Source organism: Lactobacillus helveticus DSM 20075 = CGMCC 1.1877 (genome assembly GCF_000160855.1).
GTDB classification, from domain to species: Bacteria; Bacillota; Bacilli; order Lactobacillales; family Lactobacillaceae; genus Lactobacillus; species Lactobacillus helveticus.
This window is the reverse complement of record NZ_GG700752.1, coordinates 591,893-605,525: the sequence shown is the minus strand read 5'-3', so window position 1 is coordinate 605,525 and position 13,633 is coordinate 591,893. Positions and strand designations below refer to the sequence as shown.

Below are 13,633 nucleotides of genomic sequence, written 5' to 3'. Positions count from 1 at the left end.
AATTATATCCATGGCTTCTTAAGCCATAATTAGGTTAAGTTTTTTTAAGCACAAAAAAAGCCTCGCAAAAGCGAGACTTTTTATTAATCAATTTTAAATTAGTCCAAGTTTAATGGATCAAGCTTGATACCAGGGCCAAAGGTTGCAGAAACAGCAACACTCTTGATGTATTGACCCTTAGCTGAAGCTGGACGAGCACGTAAGATAACGTCACGTAAAGCATCAAAGTTTTCAACTAATTGATCTTCAGTGAATGAAACCTTACCAATTGGAGTATGAATAGCTGCTTGACGGTCAACACGGTATTCTACTTGACCTGCCTTAACGTTCTTAACAGCCTTTTCGATGTCCATAGTTACAGTACCAGTCTTAGGGTTTGGCATTAAGCCCTTAGGTCCAAGGATACGACCTAAACGACCTACCTTAGCCATCATCATTGGGGTTGCAACTACAACGTCAAAGTCCAACCAACCATCTTGGATCTTTTGTACTAAATCATCTGAACCAACAAAGTCAGCACCTGCAGCCTTAGCTTGATCAGCTTGTGGGCCTTCAGCAAATACTACAACGGTTTGAGTCTTACCAGTACCATTTGGTAAAACAAGTGAACCACGGATTTGTTGGTCTGCTTGCTTAGGATCTACGCTCAAGTTGTAAGCTACATCAACTGTAGCGTCAAAGTTAGCGTATGAGGTTTCCTTAACAAGTTTCATAGCTTCTGCTACTGAGTATAATTTATTTGAGTCTACCTTCTTGGCAGCATCTAAATATTTCTTACCATGCTTTGGCATGTGATTTCCTCCTTGTATATGTGGTCAAACGAGCTTCTCTAACTCTCCCACCTAAAGTGTTAACTAAATAAAATTAACAGGATTAGTCTTCGACTTCGATACCCATACTTCTAGCGGTACCTTCAACCATGCGCATAGCAGCTTCAATATCAGCAGCGTTAAGGTCTTTCATCTTAGTCTCAGCAATTTCCTTGACTTGGTCCTTGGTTACCTTACCAACTTTCTTGGTGTTAGGTTCGTCAGAAGCCTTCTTGATCTTAGCAGCTTGCTTTAAAAGCACTGGTGCTGGTGGAGTCTTAGTAATGAATTCGAATGAACGATCTTCATATACTGTAATAACTACAGGGATAATCATGCCCTTTTGGTCAGCAGTTCTAGCATTGAAGTCCTTAGTAAAACCTACAATGTTAATACCAGCTTGACCCAAAGCAGGACCAACTGGAGGTGCTGGGGTAGCAGCACCAGCTGGGATTTGTAACTTAACTACGTTAATAACTTTTTTTGCCACGGTCAAAACCTCCTTGATTCCGTGATGCGGTTAAAATGGAGAATTTTATTTTTTTCTCCTCCCACAACAATAAATGTACCGTATTAGAATAACATCGTTTAGCTGCAATTACAACTAAAATTTATAGTTATTCGTTTACATCCAACTTTTTAACTTGATCATAATCAAGTTCAGCTGTAGTAGCACGACCAAACATATCAACTGAAACGTATAATTTGTACTTATCAGGTTGAATATCAGTAATCTTACCAACCATGCCGTTAAATGCACCCTCAGTAATAGTTACTGCTTCACCAATTTCAAAGTTTTCAGTTGGCTGCTTAGCAGGTTGGCCTTGGTTCTTAAGAAGACGATCTACTTCTTCAGGAAGAAGTGGTGAAGGCTTAGAACCACCACCGTGTGAACCAACAAAGCCAGTTACGTTAGGAGTGTTTCTTACGATGAACCAACTTTCATCAGTCATTACCATTTCAACTAAAACGTAACCTGGGAAAATCTTTTCTTCAACTTCTTGCTTCTTACCGCGGACAGTTTCAACCTTTTCTTCTTCAGGAACCATTACGCGGAAAATGTAATCTTGCATCCCCATACTTTGAACACGAGAAAGCAAGTCTGACTTAACCTTATCTTCATAGCCAGAATAAGTGTGTAAAACGTACCATTGCTTTTTTGCAGTTTCGACCATAATTCTTCTCCTTATTTTTGGGTAAACAAAAAAACCTCCCACAGAGGTTTTTCTAGCTATCGTTTATTATAACATGAACTAATAAGAATTTCTATTCTCATTGATTACTACATCTTTTGAGTTAACCAGCTAAAGAGCCAGTCAAGTGCACCCAAATATGCCGCAAACAAAATTGAACTTGTAATAACAGTCATAGTATCATGTCTATTTTGCTTTGCAGTTGGCCAAGTAACCAATTTCATTTCGTGGGCAACGCTCTTAAAGAACTTAATCATTAACCTTTTACCTCGTTTCCTTGTGTAAAGTCATTTTACCGCAATGCTTGCAGAACTTCTTCAGCTCAAGTCGCTTAGTGCGATTCTTACTTGCGGTGATTGAGTAGTTGCGTGACCCGCATACGCTACAGGCTAAAGCTGCTTTTTTCACTGCCATAATCTCACTTCCAAACTTTTACGTAAAAACACATACTTATGAGTATTTTATACTGTCAAACACAATTACGTCAATATTCTAAATACCAATAACTAAAATCTATCCTAATCCATAGCAACTTAATATTTCAAATCATTCTATTACTTATCTATAATAAGTATAACGAGTTTAAGGAAAGGACTACTTATGAACAAACATCCAGAATATTTATTAAATAAAATTTCTGGTCCGCAAGACTTAAAGAAATTATCTATTCCTGAAATGGAACAATTAGCACAAGAAATTAGAACCTTGATCTTAGAAAAAGATGCCGCTGAAGGTGGTCACTTAGGTCCTGATCTTGGAATCGTTGAAGCTACTATTGCATATCACTATGTTTTCGACGCTCCAAAAGACAAGATTGTTTGGGATGTATCTCACCAAACTTATCCACATAAGATGTTAATAGGACGTGCCCTTACTTGGCTTGATCCTGATCATTATGAAAATGTTATGCCATACAGCAATCCTGACGAAAGTCCATATGATTATTACGCTGTTGGTCACACCTCTACTTCAATTGTCTTAGCAACTGGGATGGCTAAAGCTAGAGATTTAATGGGTGGTCACGAAAACATCATGGCTTTGATTGGTGATGGTTCAATGACTGGTGGCCTTGCTTATGAAGGCTTGAACAACGCCGCTATCGAAAAGCATAACTTAGTCGTTGTAGTCAACGATAATCAAATGTCTATCGATTAAAACGTTGGTGGTTTAGTCACTGCTTTGAAGAAGCTTCGTGATTCAAATGGCGAAACTAAGGAAAATCCATTTACTGCAATGGGCTTTGACTACCGTTATGTTGCTAATGGTAACGATATTAAATTAATGATTGAAGCCTTTAAAGCAGTTAAGGATGTTGATCACCCCATTCTTTTACACATCAATACTTTAAAAGGCAAAGGCTATAAGCCAGCAATTGATCAAGAAGAAGCTTACCACTGGGTAATGCCATTCGATTTAAAGACTGATAAGCCATTAGCACCTGCAAATAGTGCACCAACTGCTAACTCCGTTGCCTTAGATGTAGTTAGCGAAGAAATCGAAAAAGGTACCAAATTAATGGCGATTAACGCCGCTATTCCTGGCGTATTCGGTTTAGATAAAATTAAAAATAAATATCCAGACCACTACACAGACGTTGGTATTGCCGAACAAGAATCCGTTGCCTTTGCCGCGGGTGCTGCTAAAGAAGGTGCAGTTCCAGTTTTATTTTAAAACTCCACTTTCTTGCAACGTGCATTTGACCAATTATCACATGATGTCGCAGCTAATGATTTGCCTATTGTTATGATGGTTGCTGGTGGCGGAATCTCTGGCACAAGTAAAACTCACCTTGGTATTTTTGACCAAGTATGATTTCTAACTTGCCTAACTGGATCTACTTAGCTCCTACTAATTTAGCCGAAGAAAAAGCAATGATGAAATGGGCTATTAAGCAAAGAAAGCATCCCGCAGCAATTAAGATGCCAACTAAAGCTGTCCCTGAAAATGGAGATGCACAAGCAGACTACAGCAAAATTAAATACCAAATTAAACCTGGCAAAGATGTGGCTGTTCTCGCCTTAGGCGATATGTATGCCATGCTTGGTGAAAAGGTAGCTCATGAACTTGGCGCCACTTTAGTTAACCCAGTTTCAGCCAATATCTTAGACAAAGATGCCTTGGATAAATTAGCTAAAGAAAATAAAGTCATTATCACTATTGAAGACAATGTTTTAGATGGTGGTTTTGGTGAAAAAGTAGCTTCATACTTAGGTGACCAAGATGTCAAAGTTTTGAACTATGGTCAAAAGAGAGTCTACACTGACCAAACCCCATTAAAGGATATCTTGAAGGATAATCGCTTGACGGTTGAGCAAATAGTTGAAGATGTAAAGAACGCTTAAATAGTATTAATATCCCTAAATTTTTGATAAGAAGCAGCTAAATCATTCTTAATTTCACGATAAAGTGGAAACAGTTTTTGATAAATGGCTGCTTCTTTTTGATTAGGATAATAAACTTTGCCTTTTTCAACAAACCGACCTATTTCATCAACATTTTTATTTAATCCTAGTGCCTGCCTTGCTAAAAACATAGCAGCAAGGGAGCCACTTTGTTGCTCCTTCATCGTGACAATTGGCACATCAAAAATATCGGCACACGTTTGTCTGATAAGATCACTTTGCATAAATCCGCCAGTTGCATTAATCGCAGCTGGCTTTTTTGTGCTCTCAATTAATCCTGTTGCTGCATCATAAAGATTAAAAATAATTCCTTCGATCACTGCTCGTGCCATGTCAGCTTTAGTATGCTGCCGAGTTAAGCCAACAAAAGAACCGCGAGCATTGGCATCCCAGATTGGAGCTCGCTCTCCTCCCAAATATGGCAAAAAGATCAAGCCATTGCTGCCAACTTGTGCACTTTTAGCTAATCGCAAAAAATCTTTTACGGTTGCCTTTTCATTTAATAGAGTTAGAGTTTGTCTTGCCCAATCCAAGATAATACCGCCATTATTAATTGGACTGCCCAGTAAGAATTGCCTTTTACTTGCTGGATAACAAAAATAGCGCGCATCTTGATCCACTTGTGCTTGGGGTGAAATAGTTCGGACCGCGCCAGAAGTACCAACATTCAAAGCAAAATGATTTTCATCCACAGCGTCTACGCCGATTGTAGATAAATAGCCATCGCTCGCTCCTAAAACGATTTTAGTATCTGCACTTATCCCCAGTTTTTGCACATATTCCGTACTAACTGAACCTACAATTTCTGTTGGACTAGCTAAGTCAGGCAATTGATCTGCAGCAATTCCAGCTTTTTGCAACAGATCCTGATCCAAAGATAATGTCTTCAGATTAAGCATCCCCGTACCAGCCGCCATTGTTGTATCTATCATAATTTTGCCAGTCAAACGAAATATTATATATTCCTTGATTCCAATCCATTTTTGTACCTGGTGAAAAAGATTAGGATTACTCTGCTTCAACCACATTAACTTATAGATCGGAGCCATCGGATAGATCGGCATCCCTGTTGTGTGATAAATTTTCTGCGCTAATCCATTCTTCTTGGCTTCTTCAACTATATTGGTGCAGCGATTATCTGCCCAGGTAATGCTATTAGTTAAAATCTCATAGTTTTTTCCTAGTCCAATTAAACTGTGCATTTGACTCGACCATGAAATAGCAGCGACTTCTCCCCGTACTTTTTCAGCTAATTTAAAAATAATCTTTTGCACAGCATCCAAAATTACCTGTGGATCCTCTTCTGCCTGTCCCAATTTTCTTTGAATTAATGGATAACCTCGACTTGCAGATATAATCATCTGTCCATTTAAGTCATACAGCACCCCTTTGGCTGCCGTTGTTCCAATATCCATGCCAATTATATATTTCATAAATCTATTCCTTACTCATTTTTGCAACAAAAAAACAGCTGCCGGAGAGTAGCTGTCTTGGTGGTCAAACATACGTGACCACGGTGCGTAGAACATTGTTTTTAGTCGGATTTACTTCTTAAGATTTTCGTTAACGAAGGCTTCGATTTTTTCATCTGAGTCTTTCAAAAATGGAAGCATATCTTCTTCCGTCTTCATGGTATCTCTACCATTCTTTTCCATAAAGTAGTCCCAAAGGGCATCTCTAACTGGCATATCTGAATCACTCCAGTCAAAAGCTTCCTTCATGTGACGGTCTAACAATGCAGTCTTAATAATTTCGTCTGCCATCTTAAATTACCTCCTAAAATATTCTACATCTATTATTATACCGCACTTTCCTTTGATCAGCTACAAATAGACATACTAAAAAAGAACATTCCTCATCTTTTGAATTGTTCTGGATCGTGCTCGCAATAACTGAGCAGCTCCAATATTCAACTGATCAATTACGTACTCAACACTCATCTCGCCCAATATTGTTAATAAGGCAATTAATTCAAGTCGTGACAAGCTTTTAACAAAATTATTATAGGTATCATTGATCGGGATCGCGAGTTCAGAGCGTTTAGGTTCATTAATACCCTGTAAATCAATTCTTTCTAAAGAAATTGAATTGTTGTACGTTCGCCGCCTTAATGCAGTGTGATAACGGACTAAAGTTCGAGCATGATTAGTCAGCTTTGCCTTATATAAACCAGCAAAATGTCCCTTACGCTCTGAATAAACCATCGCAGCTTCATAACAGATAATCATCGCCTCTTGTTGCCAATCTTTTTGATCATAGTGTCGTAAATAATATCCCTTCAATACCTTATTAACCAAAGGTTGATATAAAGCAAATAACTCCTCTAAGGCTGCGTCATCTCCCTTTTTGACCTGCTTAATCAGCTTCTTCTCTTTAGCATGCATTTTATTTCTCCTCAACTTTTCTTCGTTGAGAATACCTGGCGTCCTCAGAGGCTGAGAAGAAAACAGATGTTTATCACTACATATCTATTTTTCTGTATAAAAAAAGACGGGCAAAGCTATTCCTTTGTCCATCCCTATTCAATTAATGCAATGGTTGTCTGCTATTGTAAGCTTGGTAAAGTAAAACCCCGGTTGCTACACTAGCATTTAAAGATTGTACATGACCGATCATTGGCAAAGTGATTGTTTGATCCATTTGCTTTTTGAGTAATGGTGCAATTCCCTTACCTTCGTTGCCAATTACTAAAACGGTCTTTCCTTTTGCATTCCATTCACGATAATCGGTACCAGCCATATCAGTACCAAATATCCAATAGCCACGCTTCTTTAATTCTTTGGTAGTTTGTACCAAATTGTTAACGCGAGCAACTGGCACATAATCGATTGCACCAGTTGAAGTCTTCGCTACAACTGAGGTCAACCCTGTTGCATGGCGTTTAGGAATAATAATACCGTCAACTCCAGTAGCATCAGCCGAACGCAAAATTGAACCTAAATTGTGTGGATCTTCAATAGAATCAAGCATTAATAAAAATGGTTCTTTGCCTTCATCATCAAATTGATCCAACAATTTGCTTAAATCAGCATATTCAAAACTAGAAATAGCCAAGACCAAGCCTTGGTGATTACCACCATCAACTAAACGATCAAGCTTATTTTTAGGCACATTTTGAATTACTAAACGTTTCTTTTTACAAATGGCATAAACCTGATTAGCAAAATCTTCCTGAATACCATGTTGTAAAAAAACTTTATTGATTTTATCAGCACTTTGCGTTTTTAAATAATCAAGACCAGCATGACGACCAAAAACAAAATCTTTACTTGAAGTCATAATCTTTTAATCCATCCTCTTCTACGGTGTTAATACACCACTCAGTTATTTCTTGAACGCGTTCATTTTTATTCAACAAATCAAGATAACCAATCATGGCTTCAAACCCAGTCGATAATTGATATGTCTTCAAACTAGTATTTTTAGCCTTAGTATGACTTTTGGCATTTCGGCCGCGGCGAAAAGCTGTCAATTCTTCTTCCGTTAGTCGTTCTTCATCTTGCATTTTAGTAACTAAGCCAGCTTGAGCCTTAGCGGAAACATAATGAGTAGCTTCTCGCTGCAAAACTTGGGGTTTAACAATTCCACCTTTGACTAAATGGCGCCGAATAATCACTTCATAAACTGCATCCCCTAGATAGGCAAGCGTTTGTCCATTTAGAGTATCAGGATTTACTTCTTCTTCCGTCAATTTCTTAATTTTAGTCACGAGTCCACCTTGTTCCTTGTGGAGTATCTTGAATAGTGATACCCATTTCTTTTAATTGATCACGGATCTGATCACTAGTTGCCCAGTCCTTTTTCTTACGTGCTTCATCACGTTTTTTAACTAATTGATCAATTTCATCATTTGAGTCAGCACTTTGACTGCAGAGTTTTTCAGTGTCAATTCCAAATACCAATAACCATGCGGAAAGTTTGTCTTTGAAAAGCTTCAATGACTTTTTATCAGCTTTTTCTGCATTAGCATTGGCATTAACTATTGGCAATAAATCATAAATAGCAGTTAAAGCATTTTGCACATTGAAGTCGTCATCCATTGCTACTTCAAATTTTTCATTTGTTTTAGCAATAGCTTTTGCTAATTCATCTGAATCTTTACTTGGCGTATCGTCTTCAAGACGGTAATTGATATTAACCAGAGTATTTTTAAATCTATCCAAAATAGTAGCTGCTTGTTGCAGGTTTTCTGCAGAGTAATTGATCTGACGACGATATTGTACGCTTGCCATGAAGAAACGTAAAACTTGCGGATCAACTTCTTTCAAAATATCGTGCACTGTTACAAAGTTGTGCAATGACTTAGACATTTTTTCTTGATCCTTGCCCACAGTGACAAAACCATTGTGGAGCCAGTAATTAACAAATTTCTTACCAGTCTTGGCTTCACTTTGAGCAATCTCATTTTCATGGTGAGGGAATTCTAAGTCTTGACCACCACCATGAATATCGATTGTATCACCCAAATACTTGGTAGACATGACAGAACATTCAATGTGCCAGCCTGGACGGCCTTTGCCCCAAGGTGAATCCCAAGCAATTTCATCAGGTTCTTTTTGAGCTTTCCAAAGAGCAAAATCGATTGGGTCTTCTTTACGATTTTGTTCTTCATCATTAATGTGCTCTGATGCACCTTCTTCAAGGCGTTCAATATTTTGATCACTCAGTTCACCATAATGCTTGAATTTTTTAGCACGATAGTAAACATCACCGTGACTTTCATAGGCATAGCCCTTATCAATCAAAGTTTGAACAAAGGCAATAATCTCTTTAATTTCATGAGTAGCACGGGGATGCAGTGTTGCCGGTTCAATATTTAAAGCAGTTGTATCCTCTAAAAACGCATTAATAAACTTTTCGGCTAACTTAGGAACCGTGGTCTCTTCAGCATGGGCTTCATTAATCATCTTGTCATCAACATCAGTAAAGTTAGAAACATACTTAACCTTATAGCCCTTGTACTCTAAGTAACGTCTGATAGTATCAAAAGCAATCGAGCTACGAGCATTTCCGATGTGAATATAGTTATACACAGTAGGTCCACAGACATACATGCTAATTTGGCCTGGAACTAATGGTTTAAACTCTTCTTTTTTACGCGTCAGTGTATTATATACTTTCACGACTAACACTTATCCCTTCTGTAAAAATAGCTATCCTCATTTTAGCAGAAGAAAAAAGAAGTTGCAGTTATCTGCAGCTTCTTTTTCTGATCAATATAAAATTAAAGATTATTTTCGCTCATTTGCTTTAAGGTCAAATCAATGTGTTCAACCACACGCTTCTTGCCTAAAAGTTCCATAGCTTCACCAATACCAGGGCCCACCATTGAACGAGTAGTAGCAATTCTGATTGGCATAAAGAGCTTTCTGCCCTTAACACCAGTTGCTTTACGAGTAGCTTGAATAGCATTCATGATTTGAACTGAAGTAAATCTTGGAATAAGGTCTAATTGCTTCTTGAATTCTTCAATTACGCCACGACCATCATCGTTTTTGATTTCTTCGATTTCTTCATCTGAAAGATCTTTTGCTTCTTCAAAGAAGATCTTAGCCATGTCAACGATTTGCTTAGTGTATGACATTTGTATTGAGTAAATGTTAACCAATTGACGAATCCATTCCATCTTTTCTGGAGTTGGGTGTTCATCAACTAAGCCTGCTTCTTGCAAGTTGTTCAAAGCAAGGTCAAGCAAGGTATCACGGTCGGCCTTCTTGATGTATTGGTTGTTAATCCATTCAAGCTTCTTTTGGTCAAATGCAGCAGGTGACTTAGATAAACGAGCTGGATCAAATTGCTTGATGAATTCACGCTTGTTAAAGATTTCGTTTTCACCCTTTGGTGACCAACCAAGAAGAGTAATGAAGTTAAACATAGCTTCTGGCAAGTAACCAAGGTCACGATATTGTTCAATAAATTGAAGAACTGATTCATCACGCTTAGAAAGCTTCTTACCAGTTTCTGAGTTGATAATCAAAGTCATGTGACCAAACTTAGGTGGTTCCCAACCAAGTGCTTCATAAACAACTAATTGCTTAGGTGTGTTTGAAACGTGGTCATCACCACGAAGTACGTGAGTGATCTTCATCAAGTGGTCATCAATTACAACGGCAAAGTTGTAAGTTGGCATACCATCACGCTTTTGAATAACGAAGTCGCCACCGATGGTGTCTGATTCGAATTCAAGGTGACCCTTAACGATATCATCCCATGAGTAGGTTTCCATTTCTGGAATATGAATACGAACAACTGGCTTCAAGCCCTTAGCCTTAGCTTCATCTTGAGCTTGCTTGATTTCATCAGCAGTCATGCCTTCATATTCATAAGTATAGTGAGGTGCAACACCCATAGCACGTTGTTCTTCACGTTGTGCTTCAAGTTCTTCTTCAGTCTTGTATGAATAGTATGCCTTACCTTCATCGATCAATTGATCAATATACTTTTGGTAAATTTCTTTTCTTTCTGATTGACGGTATGGACCGTAGTCTCCGCCCTTATCTGGACCTTCATCCCAGTCAATACCCAACCAGTGAAGGTTTTCCATCTGAGACTTGGAACCGCCCTTAACGTTACGTTTTTGGTCGGTATCTTCAATTCTCAATACCATAGTACCCTTGTTGTGACGGGCGAATAAATAGTTAAAAAGTGCAGTACGTGCGTTACCAATGTGCAAGTGACCAGTTGGACTTGGTGCATATCTTACACGGATTTTTTCTTTAGCCAAAATTCATGCCTCTTTCAAAATAGTAAATTCAAACAATTTTAGTTTACTCGTTATATAGGAAGAATTCAATCTGTGCTAGCCAAAAACTAATTCTAATGCCTGTGGAATGCTGGCAACTGGAATTACTTCAATGCCATTTTCCGTTAGACTTTGATACATATTATGCTTAGGAATAAAAATACGTTTAAAACCTACCTTGGCAGCTTCCTTTACTCTAGCTTCGATTTTATCAACGCGGCGAACTTCACCGGTTAATCCCACTTCCCCTACAAAACAATCAGTCGGTGAGATTTCTTTATCGGTATAGCTTGATGCTACTGACATAGCAATAGCTAGATCGATTGCAGGTTCATTTAATTTAATACCGCCAGTAGCCGTTAAATAAATATCCTGATTTTGAAGCATTAAATTGCCGCGTTTTTCAAGAACCGCTAATAATAGTGAAGCTTTATTAAAACTAATTCCTGAAGTAGTTCGTTTGGCATAGCCAAATGCAGTTGGCGTTACTAATGCTTGAATTTCTGCCAAAAGTGGCCGCGTTCCTTCAAGTGAAACTACTACGGCTGACCCAGTTGAATTAGGTAATCTTTGATCAAGGAAAATCGAAGATGGATTGGTTACTTCACGTAAGCCTTCATTTTTCATTTCAAACATGCCGATTTCGTTAGCAGCACCAAAACGATTTTTTACGGAATGCAAAATCCGGTACGTGTGGTGTTCATCCCCCTCAAAATAAAGGACAGTATCCACCATGTGTTCCAAAATTTTGGGGCCAGCAATCGCACCTTCTTTAGTCACGTGTCCAATAACAAAAACAGTAATTGCATCCATCTTAGCAATCTTCATCAATTCACTTGTTACCTCACGTACTTGTGAAGCAGAACCAGTCATTGAATCAAGACTAGGTTCATTCATCGTTTGAATAGAATCAATAACGACAAAATCAGGCTTAACATCATTGATCTGCTCACGAATATCATGCATATCTGTTTCTGGATATAAAAGCATGTTGCTTTGACCAACTCCAAGCCGATCTGCCCTCAGCTTGATTTGATTAGCTGACTCTTCTCCTGAAACATAAAGCACTTTATATTTTTCTGCCAGATCACTCATAATATGCAACATTAAAGTTGACTTACCAATACCAGGGTCCCCACCAATTAAGACGAGGGATCCAGGAACGATCCCGCCACCTAATACACGATTTAATTCTTCGGACTTAGTAGGAATTCGTTCTTCTTTTTCAGCCTTGATTTTATCCAAATGAACAGGTTCATTAAGACCTGTTTTTTGAATTAAACGGCTTGCCGTTGCTTTAGTAGATCTTTTCTGTACTTCTTCAGTTTTTTTTTCAAATTGATTCCATGCACCGCAGTTAGGACAACGACCCAAGTAACTAGCTGAAATATAACCACAGGAACGACATTTATATTGCGTTTTTACTCTAGCCATTAATCATCTCCCTTTTCATTCGTTGAACCAAAACCACTTAATCGTTCACGACTAATCGGATTATCGTCATCGGTTTTCAAATATTTCATAAAAATACCTTGTGCAATTCGTTCACCTTTATGAATGTGCAGCGGACAAACGCCATAATTTAGCATTTGAACAAATAACTCACCCTCATTATTGGGATTATTGTAATAATCAGCGTCAATGACTCCAATTCCATTTGGTAAAGACAAGTGTCTTTTAAAAGTATTGGATGAGCGATTTGCCAAAATTAACACCTCATCTTCTGGCATATAAACTTTCAAACCAGTTGGTACTAAAATTGGCTTTAAAATTTTATCGGCCATCTCAAAATCACGTTGATACAACTGATGACCATTACGAATTAAACGAAAAATTCTAACAAAATCTAACCGCCAAATGCTAGGGATAGTAATATCCTCAGCTGCTTCAATATCGTAGCCTGCACTAGCTATAGTTTGGCGTCGTGGTAAATTAATCCCTTTATCCTGATATTTCTTTACTACTTCAAATCCGCGTGTTTTCATTTCGATAACTCCATTTATTACTTTTCATATGACAGATATATATTCTACAATGTTTTGAGTAAACAAAAAATATTTAGCTCTCTATTATTTATTACGCAAAAAAGAACGATTTTTCTTTTAAAAGGTGAAATTTTATGTTTGATATTAATAAATCCCATCTGTCCTTTGAAGATCATGATGACAACAATGTTTTAACCAGTAGTTGGACAATGGACAAAATAAAAAGAAATGACGGCACCGTTTGGGTGATGAATCATTTCTTCATTAATCCTAATTCTAATCTAGAAGCAGCTTTAGCAAAAGAAATGCCAACTGCATTATCCGTTGCTCAAGAATCCGACTATCCTATCTGGCCACTTGATCCAATAGTTATCGACTACTTTGAAAAGCATCCCGAATTCCACAAGATTTGGTATCATCGTCCCTACGCAAAATAAAAGCCCATGTTTGTGGACTTTTATTTTCTTTGTAATTGATTGTATTTTGCTCTATCAGGCAATTT

The 13,633-nt window shown here is 37.9% G+C and carries 15 protein-coding genes and 1 pseudogene; 2 read left to right on the top strand and 14 right to left on the bottom strand.

What is annotated here, in order from left to right; translation table 11 throughout:
• Positions 1–98: 98 nt before the first annotated feature.
• The 5 genes from rplA to rpmG form a co-directional block, all read right to left on the bottom strand.
• Positions 99–791 (bottom strand): 50S ribosomal protein L1, encoded by a 693-nt coding sequence (gene rplA / locus HMPREF0518_RS02850; protein ID WP_003625887.1) that lies wholly within the window; start codon positions 789–791, stop codon positions 99–101.
• An 82-nt stretch (positions 792–873) separates the two neighbouring features.
• On the bottom strand, positions 874–1,299 hold the full coding sequence (gene rplK / locus HMPREF0518_RS02845; RefSeq protein ID WP_003625885.1) for a 50S ribosomal protein L11: 426 nt from the start codon (positions 1,297–1,299) through the stop codon (positions 874–876).
• 127 nt (positions 1,300–1,426) lie between these two features.
• A complete protein-coding gene (gene nusG, locus HMPREF0518_RS02840) occupies positions 1,427–1,984 on the bottom strand; it encodes a transcription termination/antitermination protein NusG (RefSeq protein WP_003625883.1) in 558 nt (185 codons plus the stop codon).
• 107 nt (positions 1,985–2,091) lie between these two features.
• Entirely contained in the window at positions 2,092–2,259 is a 168-nt protein-coding gene (secE, locus tag HMPREF0518_RS02835) for a preprotein translocase subunit SecE (protein ID WP_003625881.1), read from the bottom strand.
• A 7-nt stretch (positions 2,260–2,266) separates the two neighbouring features.
• Positions 2,267–2,416: a 50S ribosomal protein L33 gene (rpmG, locus tag HMPREF0518_RS09620; protein ID WP_012211413.1), complete on the bottom strand. Its 150-nt coding sequence runs from the start codon at positions 2,414–2,416 to the stop codon at positions 2,267–2,269.
• Positions 2,417–2,602: 186 nt separating this feature from the next.
• Between rpmG and HMPREF0518_RS02830 the strand changes: the two are divergent.
• Positions 2,603–4,344 (top strand): annotated as a pseudogene (locus HMPREF0518_RS02830) (1-deoxy-D-xylulose-5-phosphate synthase).
• Here the strand turns inward: HMPREF0518_RS02830 and HMPREF0518_RS02825 are convergent.
• From HMPREF0518_RS02825 to HMPREF0518_RS02785, 9 genes are all read right to left on the bottom strand, one after another.
• The gene (locus HMPREF0518_RS02825) at positions 4,341–5,837 is read right to left on the bottom strand and encodes a gluconokinase (protein WP_003625869.1); all 1,497 of its coding nucleotides are present in this window, start codon (positions 5,835–5,837) and stop codon (positions 4,341–4,343) included. The pseudogene HMPREF0518_RS02830 and the gene HMPREF0518_RS02825 sit on opposite strands and share 4 nt — an antisense overlap.
• Before the next feature lie 111 nt (positions 5,838–5,948).
• Positions 5,949–6,167, bottom strand: a complete 219-nt coding sequence (locus HMPREF0518_RS02820; RefSeq protein ID WP_003549087.1) for a P8 family protein — start codon at positions 6,165–6,167, stop codon at positions 5,949–5,951.
• 75 nt (positions 6,168–6,242) lie between these two features.
• Positions 6,243–6,788, bottom strand: a complete 546-nt coding sequence (locus HMPREF0518_RS02815; RefSeq protein ID WP_003625867.1) for a sigma-70 family RNA polymerase sigma factor — start codon at positions 6,786–6,788, stop codon at positions 6,243–6,245.
• A gap of 142 nt (positions 6,789–6,930) precedes the next feature.
• Positions 6,931–7,683, bottom strand: a complete 753-nt coding sequence (gene rlmB / locus HMPREF0518_RS02810) for a 23S rRNA (guanosine(2251)-2'-O)-methyltransferase RlmB (protein WP_003625865.1) — start codon at positions 7,681–7,683, stop codon at positions 6,931–6,933.
• Positions 7,670–8,113 carry a Mini-ribonuclease 3 gene (locus HMPREF0518_RS02805; protein ID WP_003625863.1) on the bottom strand — a complete coding sequence of 148 codons (444 nt, stop codon included), beginning with the start codon at positions 8,111–8,113 and terminating at the stop codon, positions 7,670–7,672. Before HMPREF0518_RS02805 ends, rlmB begins: the two co-directional genes overlap by 14 nt.
• A complete protein-coding gene (gene cysS / locus HMPREF0518_RS02800) occupies positions 8,106–9,527 on the bottom strand; it encodes a cysteine--tRNA ligase (protein ID WP_003631506.1) in 1,422 nt (473 codons plus the stop codon). The genes HMPREF0518_RS02805 and cysS overlap by 8 nt, the downstream gene beginning before the upstream one ends.
• Before the next feature lie 101 nt (positions 9,528–9,628).
• Positions 9,629–11,128: a glutamate--tRNA ligase gene (gene gltX / locus HMPREF0518_RS02795; protein WP_003625860.1), complete on the bottom strand. Its 1,500-nt coding sequence runs from the start codon at positions 11,126–11,128 to the stop codon at positions 9,629–9,631.
• A 75-nt stretch (positions 11,129–11,203) separates the two neighbouring features.
• Positions 11,204–12,580 carry a DNA repair protein RadA gene (radA, locus tag HMPREF0518_RS02790; RefSeq protein ID WP_003625859.1) on the bottom strand — a complete coding sequence of 459 codons (1,377 nt, stop codon included), beginning with the start codon at positions 12,578–12,580 and terminating at the stop codon, positions 11,204–11,206.
• Positions 12,580–13,131, bottom strand: coding sequence for a dCTP deaminase/dUTPase family protein (locus tag HMPREF0518_RS02785; protein WP_003625858.1), 552 nt, complete (start codon positions 13,129–13,131; stop codon positions 12,580–12,582). The genes radA and HMPREF0518_RS02785 overlap by 1 nt, the downstream gene beginning before the upstream one ends.
• Before the next feature lie 134 nt (positions 13,132–13,265).
• Between HMPREF0518_RS02785 and HMPREF0518_RS02780 the strand changes: the two genes are divergently transcribed.
• Positions 13,266–13,568, top strand: a complete 303-nt coding sequence (locus HMPREF0518_RS02780) for a GNAT family protein (RefSeq protein ID WP_003625857.1) — start codon at positions 13,266–13,268, stop codon at positions 13,566–13,568.
• The last annotated feature ends 65 nt before the right edge of the window (positions 13,569–13,633 follow it).